At 43.1% G+C, this 22,927-nt stretch carries 16 protein-coding genes, 2 tRNA genes and 3 rRNA genes; 18 read left to right on the top strand and 3 right to left on the bottom strand.

The window, feature by feature from the left end; all coding sequences use genetic code 11:
- Nucleotides 1-100: 100 nt before the first annotated feature.
- Nucleotides 101-2,317, bottom strand: a complete 2,217-nt coding sequence (locus tag THC_RS05530) for a hybrid sensor histidine kinase/response regulator (protein WP_068514518.1) — start codon at nt 2,315-2,317, stop codon at nt 101-103.
- The gene (locus THC_RS05535) at nt 2,317-3,141 is read right to left on the bottom strand and encodes a phosphate/phosphite/phosphonate ABC transporter substrate-binding protein (protein ID WP_068514524.1); all 825 of its coding nucleotides are present in this window, start codon (nt 3,139-3,141) and stop codon (nt 2,317-2,319) included. The genes THC_RS05530 and THC_RS05535 overlap by 1 nt, the downstream gene beginning before the upstream one ends.
- 237 nt (nt 3,142-3,378) lie before the next feature.
- Between THC_RS05535 and THC_RS05540 the strand changes: the two genes are divergently transcribed.
- The 9 genes from THC_RS05540 (at nt 3,379) to mscL (ending at nt 11,691) form a co-directional block, all read left to right on the top strand.
- Complete coding sequence (locus THC_RS05540; RefSeq protein WP_082706329.1) at nt 3,379-4,695, top strand: TIGR04013 family B12-binding domain/radical SAM domain-containing protein; 1,317 nt, start codon at nt 3,379-3,381, stop codon at nt 4,693-4,695.
- Nucleotides 4,696-4,817: 122 nt separating this feature from the next.
- A complete protein-coding gene (gene trpB, locus THC_RS05545; RefSeq protein ID WP_068516667.1) occupies nt 4,818-6,014 on the top strand; it encodes a tryptophan synthase subunit beta in 1,197 nt (398 codons plus the stop codon).
- A complete protein-coding gene (gene trpA, locus THC_RS05550) occupies nt 6,011-6,817 on the top strand; it encodes a tryptophan synthase subunit alpha (RefSeq protein WP_068514527.1) in 807 nt (268 codons plus the stop codon). The genes trpB and trpA overlap by 4 nt, the downstream gene beginning before the upstream one ends.
- Nucleotides 6,804-7,892: a 3-dehydroquinate synthase gene (gene aroB, locus THC_RS05555; RefSeq protein ID WP_068514530.1), complete on the top strand. Its 1,089-nt coding sequence runs from the start codon at nt 6,804-6,806 to the stop codon at nt 7,890-7,892. The genes trpA and aroB overlap by 14 nt, the downstream gene beginning before the upstream one ends.
- 41 nt (nt 7,893-7,933) lie before the next feature.
- Nucleotides 7,934-8,797 (top strand): diaminopimelate epimerase, encoded by an 864-nt coding sequence (gene dapF / locus THC_RS05560; RefSeq protein WP_068514532.1) that lies wholly within the window; start codon nt 7,934-7,936, stop codon nt 8,795-8,797.
- Nucleotides 8,798-8,813: 16 nt separating this feature from the next.
- Nucleotides 8,814-9,704 (top strand): 4-hydroxy-tetrahydrodipicolinate synthase, encoded by an 891-nt coding sequence (gene dapA / locus THC_RS05565; protein ID WP_068514534.1) that lies wholly within the window; start codon nt 8,814-8,816, stop codon nt 9,702-9,704.
- Between the two features lie 18 nt (nt 9,705-9,722).
- Nucleotides 9,723-10,409, top strand: coding sequence for a Crp/Fnr family transcriptional regulator (locus tag THC_RS05570; protein WP_068514536.1), 687 nt, complete (start codon nt 9,723-9,725; stop codon nt 10,407-10,409).
- A 9-nt stretch (nt 10,410-10,418) separates the two neighbouring features.
- Nucleotides 10,419-11,282: an SPL family radical SAM protein gene (locus THC_RS05575; RefSeq protein ID WP_068514539.1), complete on the top strand. Its 864-nt coding sequence runs from the start codon at nt 10,419-10,421 to the stop codon at nt 11,280-11,282.
- 25 nt (nt 11,283-11,307) lie between these two features.
- Nucleotides 11,308-11,691 (top strand): large conductance mechanosensitive channel protein MscL, encoded by a 384-nt coding sequence (gene mscL, locus THC_RS05580; protein ID WP_068514542.1) that lies wholly within the window; start codon nt 11,308-11,310, stop codon nt 11,689-11,691.
- Nucleotides 11,692-11,714: 23 nt separating this feature from the next.
- Here the strand turns inward: mscL and THC_RS05585 are convergent, their stop codons facing one another.
- Complete coding sequence (locus tag THC_RS05585) at nt 11,715-12,707, bottom strand: radical SAM protein (RefSeq protein WP_231938333.1); 993 nt, start codon at nt 12,705-12,707, stop codon at nt 11,715-11,717.
- A 621-nt stretch (nt 12,708-13,328) separates the two neighbouring features.
- Between THC_RS05585 and THC_RS05590 the strand changes: the two genes are divergently transcribed.
- The 9 genes from THC_RS05590 (at nt 13,329) to THC_RS05630 (ending at nt 22,920) form a co-directional block, all read left to right on the top strand.
- A 16S ribosomal RNA gene (locus tag THC_RS05590) occupies nt 13,329-14,900 on the top strand.
- A gap of 88 nt (nt 14,901-14,988) precedes the next feature.
- A tRNA-Ile gene (locus tag THC_RS05595) sits at nt 14,989-15,064 on the top strand.
- 36 nt (nt 15,065-15,100) lie between these two features.
- Nucleotides 15,101-15,176, top strand: a tRNA-Ala gene (locus THC_RS05600).
- 79 nt (nt 15,177-15,255) lie between these two features.
- Nucleotides 15,256-19,018, top strand: a 23S ribosomal RNA gene (locus tag THC_RS05605).
- 59 nt (nt 19,019-19,077) lie between these two features.
- A 5S ribosomal RNA gene (gene rrf, locus THC_RS05610) occupies nt 19,078-19,194 on the top strand.
- Together the 16S, 23S and 5S rRNA genes with 2 tRNA genes alongside form the textbook arrangement of a ribosomal RNA operon.
- A gap of 51 nt (nt 19,195-19,245) precedes the next feature.
- Nucleotides 19,246-21,126 carry a penicillin-binding protein 1A gene (locus THC_RS05615; protein ID WP_068514551.1) on the top strand — a complete coding sequence of 627 codons (1,881 nt, stop codon included), beginning with the start codon at nt 19,246-19,248 and terminating at the stop codon, nt 21,124-21,126.
- 226 nt (nt 21,127-21,352) lie between these two features.
- Nucleotides 21,353-21,832, top strand: coding sequence for a flavin reductase family protein (locus THC_RS05620; RefSeq protein WP_068514554.1), 480 nt, complete (start codon nt 21,353-21,355; stop codon nt 21,830-21,832).
- Nucleotides 21,832-22,440 carry a tetratricopeptide repeat protein gene (locus THC_RS05625; protein WP_068514557.1) on the top strand — a complete coding sequence of 203 codons (609 nt, stop codon included), beginning with the start codon at nt 21,832-21,834 and terminating at the stop codon, nt 22,438-22,440. The genes THC_RS05620 and THC_RS05625 overlap by 1 nt, the downstream gene beginning before the upstream one ends.
- A gap of 9 nt (nt 22,441-22,449) precedes the next feature.
- Nucleotides 22,450-22,920, top strand: a complete 471-nt coding sequence (locus tag THC_RS05630; RefSeq protein ID WP_068514561.1) for a DnaJ family domain-containing protein — start codon at nt 22,450-22,452, stop codon at nt 22,918-22,920.
- The last annotated feature ends 7 nt before the right edge of the window (nt 22,921-22,927 follow it).

A 22,927-nucleotide genomic window follows, 5' to 3' on the forward strand; every position in this document is an offset into this window, starting at 1 on the left:
AAATTTTAAAATACTTTAAAAAAAGATCAAGTCTAATTTTTTTAATTTCAAAAGAGCCTTAAAAAAACCTTATTTGAAGTTGCAATAATATTTTATGAAATCAGGAGGATGAAAGAATTTGGGTAAGTTTTTTTCTTAAGGTTACAATATTAAAAGGTTTGGGTAAAATATCTTCAAAATAGCCGTGGAATTCACTAAAATCTTCAGGGGATTGAATATATCCACTTGCTCCAATTATTTTTACCTCTGAAGATAGCTTTTTTAATTCCTTTGCAAGTTCTGGACCAGAAAGGCTTCCTGGCATCGTAAAATCTGTGATAACAAGTTGATAGGGATTAACCTTTTCTAAGGAGGCTTTGAATTCTTCCAGGGCTTTATCCCCATTTTCCGCTGTCTCAACAGAAAAGCCAAAAAACTCAAGAATCTCCTTTAAACTTTCTCTTATTTCAGGCTCATCATCAACTACAAGGACTTTCATCCCTCTTGCTAAATCTTCAAGGGGAAGAACTGCCTTTTCTTCTCTTTTAAGTTCTTCTTTAGTTCCAGGCAGATAGAGAACAAAGGTTGTTCCCTTTCCCTCTTCAGAAAAAACCTCAATTTTTCCTCCATGATTTTCCACCAGATTTTTTACAACAAAAAGCCCAAGACCAGTTCCCTCCTTTTTGGTGGTAAAGAAGGGCTCAAAAATCCTGGGAAGAATCTCCCTTGGAATTCCAGGGCCATTATCACTTATACTTATTTTCACAAAACCATTGGCATTTTCTGCCCTTATTTCTACCCTCCCCCCTGAACCAAGCACATCCCTTGCATTAATCAAAAGATTTTGAAAAACCTCAAAAAGCTGGGCTGGATCTCCCAGAAGATTCATCACCCCTTCTCTTATATCAATACAAACTTTAATGGGTGTTCCCACAAAGACAAAGTTTGATACCTCATATAGAAATTCCCTTAATGAAATAACTTCCCTAATAAGCGGAGCTCCCTTTGAGAGATCAAGAAGCCTTCGCGTTAGATGACCTGCCTTCTCAATGAGACTTTCTATTTTATTTAAAAATTCTCTGACCCTTTCAGGATTTCTCTCATAAAGATAGGCAAGATAAAGATAATTTTGCATTCCTGCGAGAAAATTGTTTAAATCATGCGCAATTCCACCAGCTAACTGATTGACAAGATTCATCTTTTCAAGGCGCATGAGCTCTCTTTGGGTTCTAACCTTTTCTGTAACATCTCTAAAGACAAAAACCACTCCAAGCAAGGTCCCATCTTGAGAAAAGATGGGAGAGGCACTATCCTCAATGTTAAGCATCTCTCCATCCTTTCTTACAAGTAGGGTATGATTGGCAAGCTCCTTTCTTTTCCCCTCAACAAGGACAACAGAAACAGGATCAGAAACTTCTTCTCCTGTGAGTTCTGAAACAAGCTTTAAAAACTCTTTAACAGGCCTCTCTTTAACCTCTTCAAAGGAAAATCCTGTCATATCTTCAGCTATTTTGTTCATTAAAATTACTCTTCCCTTTTCATCAGTAACAATTACTGCATCTCCAATACTTAAAAGGGTCACAAAAAGTTTCTCCTTTTCTGCAGATAACTCAGACAAATATTTCTCAAGATGCTTAGAGGCAAAGTTTAAAGCATCTTCAAGAGACTTAAATTCCTTAATTTTACAGGAAAGACTTATAGTTCTCCCAATATTTTTAGATAAATCCTTAGCAAAGTTTTCAAGATTTTGCAAAGTATCTAAAGGCCTTGAAAGAAAAGCATACATCAAAAGCACAGCCAAAATTAAAAATATCACCAAGCTCGTTAAAGATATTCCTATGAGTGTAAGAAGGAGCTCTTTGGTCTCCCTCTTGCTTACACCAAGCTTTATCCAGCCAAGATTATTTCCTAAGGGGTCAAGAATAGGGGCATAGAAAAGGAGCTTTTCTTTGGTTTCCTTATAAAAGAATTTTTTCCCTTGGGAAATGCTTTCACAAGGAACAAAAAGCTTAAAGGCTATCCCTTCTTTTTCTCGCCTTAAATTTAGAAGACATATTCTTTCCTTTATAAGAGCTATTTCGTCTATAGAAGGGTCAGAAAAGAGCCTTTGATAGAATTTTTCTAAAGTTGCAAAGTCCTTAATTAAGAGATATTCCAGGGTTAAATGTGCCAAGGATTCAGCATATTTAGATCCCTTTTGAATATTGGTCTGATAAAGATTATGATAATTAGTATAAAGAATAGCACCAGTTGTTAAAAGGCCAAAAAGTAAAAAAATAAGAGTAATAACGAGAAATAGATAAAATCTGAGGGTTAGGGAAGAGGCTTTAAAGAGCATTAATTCTCTAAGACCACATATTTTTCAAGTTTTAATTTTTCAAGAGGCATATAGTCCCTGGTATAATCTGCCTCTATGGGATGGGGAATTTGAATATTGTTAAAATAAGGTTTTAGGTCTTCTCTTTTAGAAAGTTTCAGGAAAGCGGTAAAAAATTTTTTTCTTACCTCCTTTGGGACTCTTGGGTGAACAGCAAGAGGATGAGGGGCTGAGGGAGGGGTCTCATAAAGGATGCGGAGCTGTTTTTTTACTTCCTCAGGCTGTCTTTGAAAGGTTTGGTTTGCACCGCCTCCTGCAGAAACCTCTCCCAAAACTACATTGCGATAAACATTATCATGGGTTTTAAGATAAAGGGGTTCAAATTTAATTTTGAAGACTTCACTAAGAATAGACCTCATGTAAAGGCTTGCCCAAAACGCATTGGGTGCAGGAAACCCAATTTTTTTCCCATTTAAGTCCTCAACCTTTTTAAAGGGAGAATCCACCCTAACAACAAGAATACCTTTTATAGGTTCTGCATCTCTAAGAAGAGGGATATAGCCTTGAGCTTTTTTGGCCATTACCATATAATATGGACCTAAAAAGGCAAAATCAGGTTCTCCAGCTAAAAAACCCTTTTCAAATTCAGGTATAGATTTGTAAATTATTAACTCAAACTTCAAACCTGTTTCTTCTTCCATGGCCTGAAGAATTTTACCCCAGTTTTCCTTAAGATAGGTTGGTGTAAATTGAGGCGCAACTGCAATAGTATAGAGATTCCTTGCCTCTGAAATCTTAACAAAAGCTATCAAAAATAGAAAAAAGTAAGTCAAAAAGGTTTTCATAATTTAATTAATTTTTTAACATAAACTTTGTTAAAAGTCAAGGGTTTGTATGCTCCCATATCTTTTAAGAGTTTAATCTGCCTTTTCCCTTTTTCCGCCCCTCCTTTTTTCTAAGAATATGAATTTATGCAAAAACAAAAATGTAAGGTTGTAAACTTATTTAGTAAAAATTTTATGCCGTGAAACAAAAACTTTTTTCTTAAAAAAATTCAAGGTAAAATTTTTTCCGCAGACTTTATGAAAAGATGTCTTATTTTTGCCTATTTTAAAAATAACAGGTATAGTTTTAATGCCCTTTTGGGGGCCCTTGAAAAAACCTTTTTGAGTGAGCTTGATAAATTCCAATTCTATTTCCCAAGGAAAAAGGAAGAACTTCTTAAGCTTATAAGGGAACTTTCCCTTAATTCAGAGGTTTTTGTCTTTTTCTCCTTTTTTACACCCCAATACTGGGAAATAAGAGAATTCCTTAAAGAAATCAAAGAAATAAAATCTAAAAAAAGGATCTGGCTTCTTGCAGGGGGGCCTCATGCAACAGGCCTTCCTAAGCAAACCCTTGAAATGGGCTTTGATTATGTTTTTGTGGGTGAGGGAGAGAAGGTTATAGTTGAATTTTTAAAGTCTCTTTTAAGGGGAGAATATTATCCTGAAATTAAAGGGCTTTCCTATTTTAAGGAAGGGGAATATATACATCATGGTAAGGCAGAGCCTGTTTGTCTTTCCGGGTATCCTCCCTTTTCCCTCAAATTCTCACTCATTGGCCCTATTGAGATCACAAGGGGATGTCCCTTTGCCTGTAAATATTGTCAGACGCCACGAATTTTTGGGGCCAAACCAAGACACAGGTCTCTTGAAGAGATCCTCCATTATGCAGAGGCTTTACTTAAAAGGGGCTTGAGAGATTTGCGATTTATAACTCCTAATGCCTTCTCTTATGGTTCCACTGATGGAAAAACCCTTAATCTTTCAGCCCTTGAAACACTTTTAAAGGAGCTTTCAAGGCTTACCAGGGCTTACGGGGGAAGAATCTTTTTTGGAAGTTTCCCCTCAGAGGTTAGGCCTGAGCATGTAACTGAAGAAACCATAGAGCTTGTGAAGAGATACTGTGCCAATGATAATCTTGTGATTGGAGCACAGACTGGAAGTGAAAGAATGCTTGAGTATCTAAGAAGGGGGCATACTGTTGATGCGGTAAGAAGGGCGGTAAAACTGACTATTAAAGCAGGGCTTAAGGCAAAGGTTGATTTTATTTTTGGACTTCCTGAGGAGACTGAAGAGGATATTAAGGCAACTGTTTCCTTTATGGAGGAACTTGCCAGGGCCTCAGCTATCATTCATGCCCATACCTTTATGCCTCTTCCTCAAACCCCTTTCATGAAAAAGAAGGCAGGAAAAATCTCAAAGGAGGTCTTTGATTTTATCAAAAAATTCCTACCCAAGGGGCAGGTCTTTGGAGATTGGGAAAGACAAATGCTTCTTTCTGAGAGAATTTCTGAAGAACTTCTCCTTCCTCAATTTATGCAAAAAGGGCATGAAAAAAAGATTTTTGCTATTTAAGTGCATGCTCTCCCATTGAAAAAGAGAGGATAAAAAGGTAAGTTTCCTTATGTCTCCAAGAAGCTATGCACTCTTATGCGATTACTTGCAAATCTTCTAATACCCTTTATATTGATAACATTATGAGTTATCCTGATAGAAAAGGATATTTTGGCCCTTATGGGGGAAGGTTTGTTCCTGAAACCCTTGTTCCTCTTATTTTAGAGCTTGAAAAAGCATATAAAAAAATACTAAAGGATTCCTCATTCTGGAAGGAATGGAAAGCTCTTCTTCAGGAGTATGCAGGTCGTCCAACTTCTCTCTATTTAGCAAATAATTTGAGCAAATATCTTGGTGGGCACCTTAAGGTTTATCTTAAAAGGGAGGATCTTCTTCACACTGGTGCCCACAAGCTCAATAACACTATTGGTCAGGTGCTTCTTGCCAAGCGCATGGGGAAAACCCGTATTATTGCTGAAACAGGTGCTGGCCAGCATGGTGTTGCCACAGCTACAGCCTGTGCTCTCCTTGGGTTAAAATGTGTAGTTTATATGGGTGCAAAAGATGTTGAGCGTCAGGCGCTTAATGTGTTTAGAATGCGCCTCCTTGGAGCAGATGTAATTCCTGTAAAATCAGGAACTCAAACCCTTAAAGATGCTATAAATGAGGCTTTAAGAGATTGGGTAACCAATGTTAAAGATACCTTTTATGTGATTGGATCTGTGGTTGGCCCTCATCCCTACCCAAGAATGGTAAGGGACTTTCAGAGTATCATTGGAAAGGAAACTCGCAGGCAAATACTCCAAAAGGAAGGAAGACTTCCTGACTATGTTCTTGCCTGTGTGGGGGGAGGTTCCAATGCCATGGGAATTTTCTATCCCTTTGCAAAGGATCCCCAGGTGAGACTTATTGGAGTTGAAGCAGGAGGACAGGGTATAAGTTCAGATCATCATTCAGCAACTTTAACCGCAGGTGAGCCCGGAGTTTTACATGGGATGCTTACTTATCTTTTACAAGACAGGGTGGGACAGATCAAGGGGGCACATTCCATTGCCCCTGGGCTTGACTATCCAGGGGTTGGCCCTGAACACGCCTTTTTCAAGGATACTGGAATAGCAAGGTATGTTGCTATAACCGATGAGGAGGCCCTATCAGCTTTTCAGATACTTTCAGAAACTGAGGGTATTATCCCTGCCCTCGAATCAGCGCATGCTATGGCTTATTTAATAAAAATTGCCAAAGAGCTTCCATCTGGTTCCATAGTTGTGGTTAATCTTTCTGGGCGGGGAGATAAGGATGTAGCCAGTGTCAGGGAATATTTAGAGGGAAAGGGGAAATGACTGCTTTTGGGGCAAAACTGGTTGAGACCCGTATAAGAAGGCTAACAAAAGAGGGAAAAGTGGCTCTGATTCCCTATATCACCGCTTTTGATCCAGAGAAAGGGGCAACTCTTGAGTTTTTGAGGTATCTCTCTGAAGCAGAGCCTGCTTGCATTGAACTTGGCTTTCCCTTTTCTGATCCAGTTGCAGATGGACCAACCATTCAAAAAGCCATAGTTAGAGCCTTAAAAAATAACCCGACCTTTGAAGAATATTTAGAGATGATCGCGCGTTTTAAAAAGGAGTTTCCAGAGATTCCAATTGTCTGTATGACCTATTATAACATTTTATATCGCTTTGGGCTGGAAAGGGCAGTAAGAGAGGCTCTTTCCTCAGGTCTTGACGGTTTTATTATTCCAGATTTGCCTATGGAGGAAGCAGGGCCTTGGTTAAAGATTAATAAAGGAAAGGGTCTTGCTACTGTCTTTCTTTCTGCCCCAACTTCAGGAGAAGAGCGTATAAGAAAAATAGCTCGCCTCTCTAAGGGCTTTCTCTACTATGTTTCATTAACTGGAATTACAGGTGCAAGAGAAAGCCTTCCAGAGGACCTGACCATGAGACTTCAAAAAATCCGAAAACTTCTTTCTCAACCTCTGGCAGTTGGGTTTGGGATCTCAAAGCCTGAGCATGTAAGAAAGCTTTCTCCCTACGCCGATGCCCTTATCATTGGAAGTGCACTTGTAGCAATCATTGAGAGAGAGAAAAAAAAGGCTGGAAAAGAGCTTAAAAATTTTTTTCTTCATTTGAAGAATGCAAATTCTTAAGGTTAAAACAAAACCATCCTATGAAATTCTCATTGAAGAGGGTCTTTTAGAAAAGATTCCTGCAGACTTAAAAAAACACTTTGATTTTGGAAAGGTTGCCATTATCACAGATTCAAGGGTTGAATCTCTTTATGGAGAAAGATTACTTAATCTCTTTCAATCCATGGCTATAAAAGTCAGTTTTTTTTCCTTTCCTGAGGGTGAAGCCTCTAAGAATATGGATACAGTGGTAAGACTTGCAAGGGCAATGGTTCAGACTGGCTTTGATAGAAAGGATCTCATTCTTGCCCTGGGTGGAGGAGTTGTAGGTGACATAGCAGGATTTCTTGCAAGTATTTACCTAAGGGGTATCCCCTTTGTTCAGGTTCCTACTACCCTTCTTTCTCAGGTAGACTCCTCGGTAGGTGGAAAAACAGGGGTTGATCTTCCCGAAGGCAAAAATTTACTTGGCACTTTCTACCAACCTCTTCGTGTCTACATAGATCCTTCTGTCCTGAAAACTCTGCCCCTTTCTGAAATCAAAAACGGCCTTGCTGAGATTATAAAATACGGCTGTATTTTAAAAGGAAAACTTTTTCAATATATAAAGAAAAGGGGTAAGGAAATTTATAAATTATCTTCTGAAGATTTGACCTATCTTATTTACGAAAGCTGTAAGGCAAAGGCATATGTGGTTTCAAGGGATGAAAGGGAAGGTGGCTTGAGAAGGATCTTAAATTTCGGACACACTATTGGACATGCCCTTGAAACTCTTGCCAATTATCAAGTTTCCCATGGCTTTTGTGTGGCGGTTGGAATGGTTGTTGAGGGAAGGCTTTCTGAGATTTTAGGGGTTGCTGAAAAGCCTGTTTTTGAACCACTTAAGGCCCTTCTAAAGGATCTTGATATGCCTTACCGAATAAAGGATATCTCCCCGCATCTTTCTCAAACCGAGTTCTTTTCTGCTATATCTAAGGATAAAAAAGTTTGGAAGGGGAAACTAACCCTTGTTTTGCTTAAAAAAATCGGAAGGTTTACCTTTTTTGAAGACCCTTCCAAGGAGGCACTCTCAAGGACCCTTGAAGAATGTTATTAATCCCTTGCTAAAACTCCATTTTTTGGTAATTTAAACATCCAATGAATAACGAAATAAATTCTTTATTTTTAAAGCTTAAGGATGAAACCTTATATAAGGTCTCAGCATCAGGGAATGATTTTATTGTTCTTCTTAATTTTGAAGGTAAATTTACCCCGGAAGAGGGAACAGCTCTTGCAAAAAGGCTTTGTAGAGATAAGTTTTCAGTATCTGCTGATGGGTTTATTCTAATTGAACGGCCCTTGCATCCTCAGGCCCATGTAGCCTGGAAATTTTTCAATCGTGATGGAAGTATTGCCGAGATGTGTGGAAATGGAGCAAGAGCAGTTGCAAGGCTCCTTTATCATTTGGAGCTTGTCCCCAATCCCTTTTATCTTGAAACCCTTGCAGGCCTTATTTTTTGTCAGGTTAAAGGTGAAAGGGTAAAGGTTGCCCTTGGCAAACCAAGGGATCTTAAATTAAATCTTGCTCTTAAAAGTGATTATGATATGTATTTAGTTCATTTTGTTAATACTGGGGTTCCCCATGTGGTTCTTTTCTGGGAGGATATAGATACTGCCCCAGTAGAAAAAATAGGTCCATTAATAAGATATCATGAGTCTTTCAAGCCTGCTGGAACAAATGTTAATTTTTTGCAACCCCTTGAGGAAGATGGAAAGACTTATCTCAAAATCAGAACCTATGAAAGGGGGGTTGAGGCAGAAACCCTTGCCTGTGGGACAGGAGCCTGTGCCTCTGCTTTCATTTCTGTAGAGCTTGGTTTGGTAAATTATCCGGTCTCAGTATTAACAAGGAGTGGTGAGCTTTTGATTATAGATTGGGATGAGGAAAAGGAAATCCTTTATCTTGAAGGCCAGGCCTCTCTTATATTTAAATTTAATATTTATCAAGACGCTTTAAAATAAGAGCAAGGAGGAGACTATGGGAAATGAAACCCTTAAAGGTTCAATAGTTGCCCTTGTGACTCCTTTTAGAGGAGGCAAAATAGATGAGGAATCCTTTAGAAATCTTATAAGATGGCACCTGAAAGAAGGGACACATGGAATCCTTGTTTCCGGCACAACAGGTGAATCAGCTACGCTTTCTAAGGAGGAAAAGAAAAGGCTTTTTGAAATAGCCCTTGAAGAAGCAAAGGGAAAGCTTCCTCTTATTGCTGGAACAGGAACCAATGATACCCAGAAAACCCTTGAGTTAACAAAAATGGCAGAAGAAATGGGCATGGATGCAGCCTTGCTTGTTACACCTTATTACAATAAGCCCACTCAAAAAGGCCTTTATGAACATTATAAATACATTGCCAGTCAGGTCAAAATTCCCCTCATTCTTTATAATGTTCCAGGAAGAACAGCAGTAAATCTTTTACCTGAAACTACAGCCAAGCTTTCAGAAATTGAATACATTGTTGCTATAAAAGAGGCCTGCGGTGATCTTAAGCAGATTTCAGAGCTTAAGCTAAAATGCAAAGAAGATTTTATCATTCTTTCAGGAGATGATTTTACAGCTTATCCAACCATAGTTCTTGGGGGTAAGGGAGTTGTTTCTGTTGCAGCCAATATTACGCCCAAGGAGATGGCAGAACTAATGGAGGCTTCATTAAATGGTAATTATTCGCGGGCCTTGGAACTCCATCTTTATCTGTATCCTCTTTTTAAGATTCTTTTCATAGAAACGAACCCAGTTCCTGCAAAAGAGGCCCTCTATCTTATGGGAATGATTGAAAGCCCTGAGGTTAGGCTTCCTCTTTCTTCCCTTACTGAGAATTCCTTTCAGCAATTGAAAACCCTTTTAAGGGAAACTTATAAACTTTTATAATGTTCCACGTGGAACATTGTGACTGAAGAAAAGACCCTTTTAACTGAAGTTTTAAAAAATAGTTTCATTTTTAAGGGCTTATCTGATGAGCTTTTAAGGGAGTTTAGTAATCTTGCTGTAATTAAGTCTTTTGAGAAGAATCAAGAGATTTTTGGAGAGGGGAAGCCTGCCCTTGGATTTTTTCTTATTCTTGAAGGCCAAGTGAAAATTTTCAAGCTCTCCTCTAAGGGAAAGGAGCAAATTATCCATATTCTTGGACCAGGTGAAATTTTTGCAGAAGTTGTTCTTGCTGGAGTAGAAACATATCCTGCCTATGCTCAGGCAATTAGTCCAGTAAAAGTTGCCTTTTTTGAAAAGTCTGGATTTCTTAAATTAGTCCAGCGAAAACCAGAGCTTGCCTTAAATCTGATTGCCCTTTTTTCCATAAAACTTCGCTCTCTTGTAAAAACCATAGAAAATCTTACATTGCGCGAGTCCGGAGAAAGACTCCTTCATTATCTTTGGGAGCTCTCTGAAGAGGGTAAAAAGAAAGATATCGAACTCAGAGTCAATAAGTCTCACCTTGCCCTTTTGCTTGGTATAACTCCAGAAACCTTATCAAGGCTTTTTCAAAAGTATAGAGAAGAAGGTCTAATAGAGCTTGAACGCAACAGGATTATCCTTTTGAAACCTGAAAAATTACATCAAATAATAAGATCCTTTTAATATTAAGCAATGCCCTATCTTTATCCCTTTGATCCCTGGGCTTCAACACTTTGCACCTGCCCCCCAAAATGGAGCTTAAACCCCTATACGGGATGCGGACACCGATGTCTTTATTGCTACGCAACTTCCTTTATACCAAAATTTTATGAACCAAGACCTAAAAAGGATTTTCTGAAAAGAATTGAAAGGGAGTTGATGGGTCTTCCTAAAGGGGCAATAATTAGCCTTTCCAATTCCTCAGATCCTTATCAGCCCCTTGAAGAAAAATTCAGCTTTACAAGAATATTTCTTGAAAGGTTAGTTTCTAAATCTTTTAAACTTCTTATTATTACCAAATCAGATCTTCTCTTGAGAGATCTTGATATACTCTCAAAGCTTGATGTAGTCATATCTTTAACCATAACTTCTATCAAAAGAGCCTCTCTTATGGAACCAGGTGCTCCCTCCTTTGAAAGAAGACTATTTGCCCTTAAAGAATTGAAAAAAAGAGGTTTTAAATGCGTTGTTCGTCTTGACCCTGTTATTCCTGGTATTAATGATGAAGAGATAATGGAAGTTCTTGGTGAGGTCTTGCCCTATGGGGATCACTTTGTTTTGAGCACCTATAAAGCTAAACCGGATTCTTTAAAGAGACTCTGTTCGGCCTTTCCAGAAAAATCACAAACTTTGAAAAAACTTTATTTGGATGAAGGGTCTCTTTTAAGGGGGAGTAAGTATTTATCTTACGAGAGAAGGAGAAAATTACTTTATCCACTTATAGAGAGAATCTCTGCGCAATGTAAAACTTATGCCCTTTGCCGGGAAAACCTTCCAGAAATAAATCAGAGAAAGGGTCTCTGTGATGGAAGTTATTTACTTCAAAATCACTTTTAAAAAGATTTGGAAAGGGAGGACTTAGGTGAAGATACTGAAGGAATTTCGCGATTTTCTTATGAAAGGAAATATGATAGATATAGCTATTGCCATTATAATAGGAGGAGCCTTTCAAAGGGTTATTGAATCCTTGGTTAAAGATGTTATTTCTCCTGTTATTGGGCTATTTATTGCACAGCCTGATTTCTCAAATCTTTTAATAGGTCCAGTAAAAATTGGGAGCTTTATTATTACTCTGATTAGCTTTTTGCTTACCGGATTAGTTATCTTCCTTTTTGTAGTGAAAACCTCTAAAAAGTTAGAAGAATTTAGGGGAAAAAGGGGCCTGGAAATAGATCCTAAAGAATCCGTTGAAACCAAAGAAGTAGAGATTTTAAGGGCAATTTTAGAGGAATTAAAAAAGAAATAAAAAGTGTTCCACGGGGAACATTTTTATTTTAAGAGATGTTCATTACCTAAGGAGACCCTTTTTAGGCCTGCCTTTTTAGCCCTCTCTAAAGCGCGATAGGCAACTTCCTTAGAAATAAGGGGCAAATCCTTCATATAAAATTGAGGTGAAAAGGCAAGAATTCTATAGGGTATTTGGGGATTGATCTCTGCAATAAATTGAGCAATTTTTTCAACCTCCTCTTCTTCTACATATCCAGGAACAAGAAGAGTGCTTGCTGTAAGAAGGGAAACCTCTGGTCTTTCCTTAAAATATTCAGCAACCTTTTTAAAATTTTCTAAGACAGGATTTAAGGACCCGCCTGTTAGGGCAAAATATATCTCTGGGGTAAGGGCCTTTAAATCAAATTTGATAATGCCTCCTGAAACAAGAGAAGTTTCTATAACCTTTGGTAGGAGATGGGGGCTAAAATGACCGTTTGTTTCCCAGCAGATACGAAGAATTTTTCCCTTTTTATTTTTTAAAGCTTCAAAACTTGCCTTTATGGCAAAAGGAGCCTGAGGAGAAGGATCTCCTCCAAAAAAACATATACAGGCTACTTGAGGGGTTATGGCTTCCAGAAACTCCTCAAGGGTTTTATATCTTGTAGCAAAGGTTGCATATTTGAAATGCCAGTTTTGACAATAAAGGCAGTTTAAGTTGCAGGCCTCAAAAAAGACAGCTAAATTGTAATATCCATATTCAGGACCTGACCGATAGGCAAACTTTGGATATCCGCACCCTGTTCCCCCAGGGCAGATCCAGTCTGCAACACAGTTTGTGGGAAGAGGGTCAAGATACCAGGAAACCCTTGCCTCACGAATTTTGGGTCCAAGAAGTTTTCCCTTGAGAATTTTTCTGAGTCCGCAGTATCCGTATTCACCTTCAGCGATCCTGCAACCTCTGGCACAGATGGGGCAACTAATTCCCTCCTTATCAGTTGGGGTTTCTTCTGGAAGAGAAAAAGCCTTCCTTGATTCCTTATGGGCCTTTTCCAAAAAGGGTTTTGCCCTGTTGAAATTATCCCTTAAGCAGTCCTTGCAAATTCCTATAAAGGAGGAAAGGATTTTCCTTTCTCCGCAAATTAAGCAGGTTTTAAGACTCATATTATTTAAAGTAATTCATTTTAAGGGAGAGGCAACTAAAGAAATTAAAAATCGTTTTAAAATAAAAAATAAGAGGAGTAATTTGAGGATTTGGAGAAATTTAATAAGGAGTTGATGGGGTATTTGATATGGTATAATGGAGAGAGGCCCATAGTGGGTTGCAACAGATATCACCAATGAAATATTTGTGTTACGCCCAAAGAAAAGAACCTATAGAGTCAAAAAAGATATGGACTTATACAGGGGCTTGACAACTTTAAAAAGAGGTGTTATTATTTTTATAGTTCTTTGATAGAAGCGAAATCCTGAGGGGGCTTGACAAAAGAGAAAACCAGTTTAATATTATCTTTAATAGGTTCTTTTAAAGATAATTTGTCCCCTCTTGACAAAAGAGGTAAATGTCTTATAATTAAAAATTAGATCTTTGAAAATTGAATAGCGCTTGACCTTAGGCCCAATTGAGAAATTGCGGCCCCCTCTCTTCTTGTGAGAGGGGTAAAGCCGGATCAAATTTTCCCTGAGGGTTTGATCCTGGCTCAGGGCGAACGCTAGCGGCGCGCCTAACACATGCAAGTCGTGCGGGAAAGGGCTCCGGCCCAAGTACCGCGGCAGACGGGTGAGTAACACGTGAGTAACCTGTCCTCAGGTCTGGGATAACCATCCGAAAGGGTGGCTAATACCGGATAAAGTCACTGGGCGCAAGTTCAGTGATGAAAGGAGGCCTCTGCATAGCAAGCTTCTGCCTGAGGAGGGGCTCGCGGCCCATCAGCTTGTTGGTGGGGTAATGGCCCACCAAGGCTATGACGGGTAGCCGGCCTGAGAGGGTGGTCGGCCACACGGGCACTGAGACACGGGCCCGACTCCTACGGGAGGCAGCAGTGGGGAATCTTGGGCAATGGGCGAAAGCCTGACCCAGCGACGCCGCGTGGGGGACGAAGGCCTTCGGGTCGTAAACCCCTGTTCTGGGGGAAGAACCAGGTCGTAGCGAATAGCTATGGCCTGCTGACGGTACCCCAGGAGAAAGCCACGGCTAACTGCGTGCCAGCAGCCGCGGTAATACGCAGGTGGCAAGCGTTGCCCGGAATCACTGGGCGTAAAGGGTGCGTAGGCGGCAAGGCAAGTCGCAGGTCAAAGCCCGGGGCTCAACCCCGGAAGGGCCTGCGATACTGTTTTGCTTGAGGGCCGGAGAGGCTGGCGGAATTCCCGGTGTAGGGGTGAAATCCGTAGATATCGGGAGGAACACCGGTGGGGAAGCCTGCCAGCTGGACGGTTCCTGACGCTGAGGCACGAAAGCGTGGGGAGCAAACCGGATTAGATACCCGGGTAGTCCACGCCGTAAACGATGGGTGCTAGGTCTGGGGAGGAAACTCTCTGGGCCGCAGCTAACGCGTTAAGCACCCCGCCTGGGGAGTACGGCCGCAAGGCTGAAACTCAAAGGAATTGACGGGGGCCCGCACAAGCGGTGGAGCACGTGGTTTAATTCGATGCAAAGCGAAGAACCTTACCTGGGTTTGACATGCCAGGGTTGTACCCCGATAGAAATATTGGGGGAGTGTGGGGTTTTCCTCGCACGCTCTGGCACAGGTGCTGCATGGCTGTCGTCAGCTCGTGTCGTGAGATGTTGGGTTAAGTCCCGCAACGAGCGCAACCCCTGCCCTTAGTTGCCAGCGGGTAAGCCGGGCACTCTAAGGGGACTGCTGGGGATAACCCGGAGGAAGGAGGGGATGACGTCAAGTCCTCATGGCCCTTATGCCCAGGGCTACACACGTGCTACAATGGGGGGTACAGAGGGTTGCAAACCCGCAAGGGGGAGCTAATCCCAGAAAGCCCTCCTCAGTTCGGATCGGGGTCTGCAACTCGACCCCGTGAAGCCGGAATCGCTAGTAATGGCGGATCAGCATGCCGCCGTGAATGCGTTCCCGGGCCTTGTACACACCGCCCGTCACACCACGGAAGCCGGTCTCACCCGAAGTCGCTATCTCAACCCGGCTCGCCGGGAGGGAGGCGCCTACGGTGGGGCTGGTGACTGGGGTGAAGTCGTAACAAGGTACCCCTACCGGAAGGTGGGGGTGGATCACCTCCTTTCAAAGGATGATAAATTGAGGGCCTGAGGCAAGCGCTATTCTTTATAAATTTGTTCTTTGAAATATATTTAAGGTGAACGGGCAACTCTGGGCCTATAGCTCAGCTTAGGTTAGAGCGCACGCCTGATAAGCGTGAGGTCGGAGGTTCGAATCCTCCTAGGCCCATTCTCTCCTTGTTGAGGGGATGGGTCTAAGAGGAGTGGGGGTGTAGCTCAGCTGGGAGAGCGCCGGCTTTGCACGCCGGAGGTCGACGGTTCGAGTCCGTTCACCTCCACCACTTGGTGATAAGTGGTGGTTGAATTAGATCTTTGACAAGTGAATAGGGAGTTTTTTGAAGGATTTAAGCTGGTATTTGTAGCCAAGCTACTAAGGGCTGATGGTGGATGCCTCGGGTGCGGGAGGCGATGAAGGGCGTGGTAAGCTGCGATAAGCTCCGGGGAGCCGCACACAGGCATTGATCCGGAGATGCCCGAATGGGGAAACCCGGCAGGGGTAAGCCCTGTCATCTACAGGTTAAGAGCCTGTAGAAGCGACACCGGGGGAAGTGAAACATCTCAGTACCCCGAGGAAAAGAAATCAACCGAGATTCTCCGAGTAGCGGCGAGCGAAAGGGGAGAAGCCTAAACCAGGCAGGTGTTAAAGCTCGTGGGCGTTGCCTGTCTGGGGTCGTGGGACTACACTGGAGGGGGCCACGAACCCTTCGGGGAGTTACAAAACTCTCTCTTTAGCCGAAGGCGCCTGGGAAGGCCTGCCAGAGAGGGTGAAAGCCCCGTAGGCAAAAAGGAGAGAGTCTCCCTGGGTGTAGATCCCGAGTAGCACGGGACACGAGGAATCCCGTGTGAATCAGGGGGGACCACCCTCCAAGGCTAAATACTACCCGCACACCGATAGTGCACTAGTACCGTGAGGGAAAGGTGAAAAGAACCCCGGGAGGGGAGTGAAATAGAACCTGAAACCATCAGCCTACAAGCGGTCGGAGGGGAGTGGCAACACTCCCTGACGGCGTGCCTTTTGCATAATGAGCCCGGGAGTTGCCGTCAGTGGCGAGGTTAAGCCGTTGAGGCGTAGCCGTAGCGAAAGCGAGTCCGAAAAGGGCGTTTAGTCGCTGGTGGCAGACCCGAATCGGGACGATCTACCCATGGCCAGGGTGAAGGTGGGTTAACCCCCACTGGAGGCCCGAACCGATGGAGGGTGAAAACTCCTCGGATGAGCTGTGGGTCGGAGTGAAAAGCTAATCGAGTCCCGTGATAGCTGGTTCTCCCCGAAATGCATTGAGGTGCAGCCTCGAGTGGTCGCTGCCGGGGGTAGAGCACTGTTTGGGCTAGGGGGCTTACCGGCCTACCAAACCCAGGCAAACTCCGAATACCGGTAAGCGCAGCTCGGGAGTGAGTCTCAGGGCGATAACGTCCTGGGACGAGAGGGCAAGAACCCAGACCGCCAGCTAAGGCCCCTAAGTCCTGGCTAAGTGGTAAAGGAGGTGCTCCTGCTTAGACACCCAGGATGTTGGCTTAGAAGCAGCCATCATTTAAAGAGTGCGTAACAGCTCACTGGGCGAGCGGGGGTGCGCCGAAAATTACTCGGGGCTTAAGCCAGGCGCCGAAGCTGCGGACTTGAAGCGTTTAGGCTTCAAGTGGTAGGGGAGCACTCCGGTTGCCGATGAAGGTAAGCTGACAAGGCTTGCTGGAGGTTCCGGAGGAGAGAATCCGGGCACGAGTACGCGATAAGGAGAGTGAGAATCTCTCCCGCCGTAAGCCCAAGGTTTCCTGGGGAAGGGTCGTCCGCCCAGGGTTAGCCGGCCCCTAACCCGAGGCCGAGAGGCGTAGGGGATGGGAAGTGGGGTTAATATTCCCCCGCCACCTGGATGGAGGTCAAGGGGTGACGCAGGAGGGAAGGGTTCCGGGGCTGTATGGTTGGCCCTCCAAACCTTTAGCCCGTTGATGGGTAGAGGAAAATCCCTACCCGGAGGGTGAGGGGGAGTAAGCAACTGAGAGCTTTGCTCTCGGGAAGGAGCTCGGACCACACTGCCAAGAAATAGCCTCGTGGCTGTTGAAGTCCAGGTGACCGTACCGCAAACCGACACAGGTGGGCGGGCAGAAATCTGCCAAGGCGCGTGGGGTAACCCTGGCTAAGGAACTCGGCAAATTAACCCCGTAACTTCGGGAGAAGGGGTGCCCGCGTGTAAGTGTAGGTCCTCGCGACTGAAGCTGAGGCGGGTCGCAGGTAATCGGCGGTGGCGACTGTTTACCAAAAACACAGGGCTCTGCTAACTCGTAAGAGGACGTATAGGGCCTGACGCCTGCCCGGTGCTGGAAGGTGAAGGGGTGGGGTTAGCAAGTTTTCTTGCGACGCTCTGCCCTTAAGCCCCAGTAAACGGCGGCCGTAACTATAACGGTCCTAAGGTAGCGAAATTCCTTGTCGGGTAAGTGAGGACTTGCCCATGTCCGGCTCATATCGGGGGAGCCCTCCTACCTGAGGTTTATATGCTTCAGGTGTGGGGTAATCCCGAGGGAAGCTTGTCTCTCGTGAGGGAGGCAAAGCCCCGTAACGACTGACCCGAAAGGGGAGGCACGCCTCTATTATTTAAAATTTTGAGGTGTGCAAAACGCCGGCCACCACCCGTAACTCCAAACTGGGGTTACGCAGAAAGGCCTATGGAGGCCCTCTTATGTTAAATCCTTGGTATGTAACAGGACTTTGTGAGGGAGAAGCCTCTTTTAGTGTAAGTTTTAATTTAAGAAATAAGTTAAATGTTGGTATAGAGACCAAGCCTTCCTTTTCCATAACCTTAAATCGAAGAGATTTAGAGCTTATAAAAGAAATTTATAAGTTTTTTGGTTGTGGAGGGATAAGGTATTCAAGGCCTGATAGATGTTATAAATATGAGGTTAGGTCTGTTAATGACCTTGTAGAAAAAATTATTCCGCATTTTGAGGAGTATCCTTTACAAGGAGCTAAAAAAAGGGATTTTGAGCTATTTAAAAAAATATGTCTTATGGTAAGAGCGAATTTACATCTTTCTTTTAAGTATTTACCTGAAATTATTGATTTTGCTTATCAAATGAATGAGAGTGGTAGAAGAAGGTATACTAAGGAGGATCTCCTAAGGGTTCTTGGTGGTGTGAAGGGATAGTCTACCCCTTGCCGAAAGGCTTGAGAGGGTGAAGTTCCGACCTGCATGAATGGCGTAACGACTGCCGCGCTGTCTCAGCCAGGGGCCCAGCGAAACTGTAGTCTCGGCGAAGATGCCGAGTACCCGCGGTGGGACGGAAAGACCCCGTGCAGCTTTACTGCAGCTTGGCATTGAATCTTGGGGTAGGATGTGCAGGATAGGTGGGAGGCTATGAAGCGGGGGCGCCAGCTCCCGTGGAGCCACCGGTGAGATACCACCCTTCCTGCCTCAGGGTTCTAACCTGCGGGAGTAAGCCTCCCGAGGGACAGTGCCTGGTGGGCAGTTTGACTGGGGCGGTCGCCTCCTAAAGGGTAACGGAGGCGCCCAAAGGTCCCCTCAGGTGGTATGGAAATCCACCGTTGAGTGTAAGGGCATAAGGGGGCTTGACTGCGAGGCTGACAAGCCGAGCAGGGGGGAAACCCGGGCCTAGTGACCCGGTGGTCCTGTGTGGAAGGGCCATCGATCATCGGATAAAAGTTACGCCGGGGATAACAGGCTGATTGCTCCCAAGAGTTCATATCGACGGAGCAGTTTGGCACCTCGATGTCGGCTCATCCCATCCTGGGGCTGAAGAAGGTCCCAAGGGTCGGGCTGTTCGCCCGTTAAAGGGGTACGTGAGCTGGGTTCAGAACGTCGTGAGACAGTTCGGTCCCTATCCACCGCGGGCGCAGGAGGCTTGAGGGGAGCCGCCCCTAGTACGAGAGGACCGGGGTGGACGCACCTCTGGTGGCCCGGTTGTTCCACCAGGAGCAGAGCCGGGTAGTCATGTGCGGAAGGGATAACCGCTGAAAGCATCTAAGCGGGAAGCCCACCCCAAGATAAGGCCTCCCGAGGGTGGGGCAACTCACCCCCTAAAGGGCCCAGGGAGAACACCTGGTTGATAGGCCGGAGGTGGAAGCCCAGTAATGGGTGGAGCTTACCGGTACTAATCGCCCGTGCGGCTTGGCTGCAGTACCAGCTTAAATCCTTCAAAGACTCCCTATTCACTTGTATAAAATTTATAGATTTCCCGGGTGCCCATACCGGAGGGGAAACACCCGTTCCCATTCCGAACACGGTCGTTAAGCCCTCCAGGGCCGATGGTACTGGGCGGTTACCCGCCTGGGAGAGTAGGTCGGTGCCCGGGGTTTTTTATGTCTTGAAATTTTTTCAACCCTTAGTAAATTATCTCTTCTAAATGAATTCCACCTTAAAAATAATCGGTCTTTTCTTTTTGATTTTTATTCTTTTTTTAAGTACTTTAGTTCTTATACTTTTTCTTTATCTCAAAATATCCCTCCCCAGCATCTCAAAGCTTAAAAGTTATAGGCCCAAGCAGGTTAATCTCATTGTAGATCGCAATGATAAAATAATTGGTTATTTAGGAGAGGAAAGGAGAATCTTTGTTCCTTTAAAAAAGATACCTCCCCATGTGGTAAGGGCCTTTCTTGCTGCTGAAGATGCCAATTTTTATAAGCATAAAGGGATTGATTTCTTTAGCCTGTTAAGAGCCCTATTTAAAAATGTTATATCTGGGAAAATTGTTCAGGGGGGAAGTACTATTACTCAACAGGTAGCTAAATCCCTACTTTTATCTCCAGAAAGAACCTTTTCCAGAAAATTTAAAGAGATGATACTTGCCTGGCAGATGGAGAAATACTTGACCAAAGATGAGATTTTGACACTCTATTTAAATCACATTTATCTGGGAGAGGGAGCTTACGGAGTTGAAGCAGCAGCACTGACCTATTTTAATAAACATGTCTGGGAGCTTGATTTACTTGAGGCTGCAACTTTAGCTGGGCTTCCTCCAGGACCTTCAAGGTTTAGTCCTGTTGATAATCCTCAGGCTGCCCTTCAGAGGAGAAATTATGTCTTGAGGAGAATGGCGGAGGTTGGTTTTATATCTGAGGGGCTTGCTAATCAGTTAGTTACAAAGCCTCTCCTTGTGAATCCAAAAAATGTGAATATTCCAGCTCATAGTGCTTATTTTATAGACCTTGTAAAGGCAGAGATTGAGAAATTACTGCCTAAGGAGGCCTTAGAACAGGGTGGTTATAGAATAAAGACAACCCTTGATCTGGAATGGCAAAAGAAGGGTTACGAAAATCTTATAAATGCATTGAGGGGTCTTTCCAAAAAAGATCCACCCGAGGTAGCTGCGGTCTGCTTGGCTAATGCAGATGGAGGAGTTAGATTTTTACTGGGAGGAAGAAATTATTTAGAATCAACCTATAATAGGGCTATCTTAGGAAAAAGGCAGGCAGGCTCTGCCTTTAAACCCTTTATTTGGGCAGAGGCTTTAGAAAAGGGAGTGCTTAATCCTAATGCGATTCTTCCAGATGAACCTATTACTCTGCCTGGTGCAGATGCAGGGAAGGATTGGAGCCCAGGAAATTATGATGGCAAATACATGGGGCCTGTAAGTTTAAAGGAGGCCCTTGCCCATTCAAGAAATACAGTTGCGGTTAGGATAGCTCTTCTTTTAGGAATTGATAGGCTTACTGATTTGGTAAGGCGTCTTGAATTGAAGTTTCCTCTTCCTATTAATTTAAGCATAGCTCTTGGCACCTATGAGGTTTCTCCACTTGAGCTCACCTCGGCTTTTTCTGTTTTTCCAACCCTCGGACAAAAGGTAACACCCCGGTTTGTTGAGACTATCTATGATCAGATTTTTGACGGTAAGGTAATATATCAGAGTGAGCCCCAGAGCAAAGAGGTCTTTTCTCCTCAGACAGCCTCCATTATGAATGATTTTCTTCAGGAAGTAGTAAGAGCTGGAACGGGAAGGTGTGCCGTTGCCCTTAGAGTACCTGTGGGAGGAAAAACAGGAACCACTCAAGAATACAAGGATGCCTGGTTTGTAGGATTTACAGCTGATTATACCTGTGGTGTATGGGTTGGGTATGATAAAGGAAGAACCTTGGGGAAAGGAGAAACAGGAGGTAAGATTGCCTGTCCTCTCTGGCTTAGCCTGATGCAGGGGACCAGTCACACACCCAAACCCCTTCCCTTTTACATCCCTCCTCAGGATGTCACTAATTCAACATCTCCGTCCTCAGAAATTTCTCCTCAATAATTGGTTTATCTGGGTGTTTTTGCATAAGGGTGCATCCTTACCAGAATTCATTATTCCCCTCTGCACAGGCAGGGGAATTATTTGGGGGTTTTAAACATTTATAATGCATAAGTTCAGATTCCTACAAGAAAAAGGAAGGGTGGAAAAGGGGAAAAGGTGAGAGGGGGGTTGACTTGTAAAGAAAAAGCTTTTAAAGTAAAAGAAAAGCCCTTGAGGAGGTGAAAAGATGGGTTTGCAAAAATTAATTAGCACTTATATTTCCCAGGGAGTTTTTGTGATTACATCGCAGGCAAATGGAAAACTTAATGGCATGACAGCCGCCTGGGTTTCTCAGGTTTCCTTTAAACCTCGGCTTTTAGGAGTAGCTATTGCCCCTCAGAGATATACCTTTGAGCTAATTGAAAAGTCTAAGGTCTTTTGTATAAATGTCCTCTCGGAAGAGCAGATTGACCTTGCCAAACATTTTGGCTTTCATAGTGGTAGAAAAGTCAATAAATTTGAAAACATACCTTATAAGTTTGCTCTTAAGGGCTCTCCAGTAATTCTGTCAGCAATAGCCTATTTTGAGTGCGAGGTAACCCATCTTTACGAAACGGGAGATCATATTATAGTTGTGGGAGAGGTGGGAGATTACGAAATTATTAGGCCAGAGGCCAAGCCACTGATTTTTAAATGGGATGATTATTTTGGAGGGGTTGAGGGATAATGGAAGATGATAAATTATTAAGGTTTCACGAAAGATTAAAGGATTTTCTCCAAAAAAATCTTACTAAATTATTAAATTTAGTCTTATTTTTCGTTATTATTATTGCCCTTTCAGGGGGCTGGTTTTTTTATCAGAAAAACAAGGAAAAAAGGGCCTTTGAAAAGTTCGTTGAGATTATTCACAAGCAGGGTGATTTAAAGACCTTAGAGGATTTTGTTAAAAAATATGGAGGCACACAGGCAGGGCTTCAGGCCTCCTTGATTTTATGGGATACCTTACAAAAAGGGGGAACTCCTCATCAACTTAATGAGGGGCTGAACACTCTTAAAAAAGTCTATCCCAGAAAGCTTGAAGGCTTAATACTTTATGCACAGGCAAAAGTTTTTGAGGACTCGGGAAAAAGGGCAGAGGCCATATCTATCTATCAAAAACTTTTAGATAAAGACCCCAATCTTAAAGATCAAGTTTTAATGGATCTGGCAAGGTTATCAGCCTCAACACAAAAAGATGTGGCTATCAAGTATTATCAGGAAATCCAAAAGAATTATCCTCAATTTTACGGTAAAGGGCTTGCAGAATATAAGCTTTATGAATTAAAGAGAAAGTGAGGTAGGTCCGTGCCTTTTAGTATTTTTAAAAAATTAGCAGAAGAGCGCATACGGGAGGCTATGGAAAGAGGAGAATTTAATGATCTGGAATTAAAGGGCAAACCTGTGGAATTAAAGGAGGATCCCTTTGTCCCTGAGGAGTTGAGAATAGCCTACCGCATGCTTAAAAATGCTGGGTTTTTACCCAAGGAGGTAGAATTAAGAAAAGAAATCGCTGAACTTGAGGCCTATCTTGATGAAGAGCATCAAGATGCATATGGAAAGATAAAAAAGCTGAGTGCCCTTCTCTTTCATTTAAATCAGATAAGAAGTAAGCCTCTCCAGGTGGAAGATGAAGAGTATTATGCCAAAATCGTAGAGAAGATCAGGATCTATAAAAAAGAGGCCTTTCCAAAAGAAAGAAAAGAACCCCAAAAGATAGATTTTTCAAAATTACAGACACTACTTTCAGTTAAATCCTTTTATCGCAAGAAAAGATAAAATTCCA

The sequence above is a fragment of the Caldimicrobium thiodismutans genome (assembly GCF_001548275.1).
GTDB lineage: Bacteria > Desulfobacterota > Thermodesulfobacteria > Thermodesulfobacteriales > Thermodesulfobacteriaceae > Caldimicrobium > Caldimicrobium thiodismutans.

Bases quoted from the DNA above. Each gene is read 5' to 3' on its own strand.
- THC_RS05530 (WP_068514518.1), bottom strand. From the start codon at position 2,317: ATGCTCTTTAAAGCCTCTTCCCTAACCCTCAGATTTTATCTATTTCTC.
- THC_RS05535 (WP_068514524.1), bottom strand. From the start codon at position 3,141: ATGAAAACCTTTTTGACTTACTTTTTTCTATTTTTGATAGCTTTTGTT.
- THC_RS05540 (WP_082706329.1), top strand. From the start codon at position 3,379: ATGAAAAGATGTCTTATTTTTGCCTATTTTAAAAATAACAGGTATAGT.
- trpB (WP_068516667.1), top strand. From the start codon at position 4,818: ATGAGTTATCCTGATAGAAAAGGATATTTTGGCCCTTATGGGGGAAGG.
- trpA (WP_068514527.1), top strand. From the start codon at position 6,011: ATGACTGCTTTTGGGGCAAAACTGGTTGAGACCCGTATAAGAAGGCTA.
- aroB (WP_068514530.1), top strand. From the start codon at position 6,804: ATGCAAATTCTTAAGGTTAAAACAAAACCATCCTATGAAATTCTCATT.
- dapF (WP_068514532.1), top strand. From the start codon at position 7,934: ATGAATAACGAAATAAATTCTTTATTTTTAAAGCTTAAGGATGAAACC.
- dapA (WP_068514534.1), top strand. From the start codon at position 8,814: ATGGGAAATGAAACCCTTAAAGGTTCAATAGTTGCCCTTGTGACTCCT.
- THC_RS05575 (WP_068514539.1), top strand. From the start codon at position 10,419: ATGCCCTATCTTTATCCCTTTGATCCCTGGGCTTCAACACTTTGCACC.
- THC_RS05615 (WP_068514551.1), top strand. From the start codon at position 19,246: ATGAATTCCACCTTAAAAATAATCGGTCTTTTCTTTTTGATTTTTATT.
- THC_RS05620 (WP_068514554.1), top strand. From the start codon at position 21,353: ATGGGTTTGCAAAAATTAATTAGCACTTATATTTCCCAGGGAGTTTTT.
- THC_RS05625 (WP_068514557.1), top strand. From the start codon at position 21,832: ATGGAAGATGATAAATTATTAAGGTTTCACGAAAGATTAAAGGATTTT.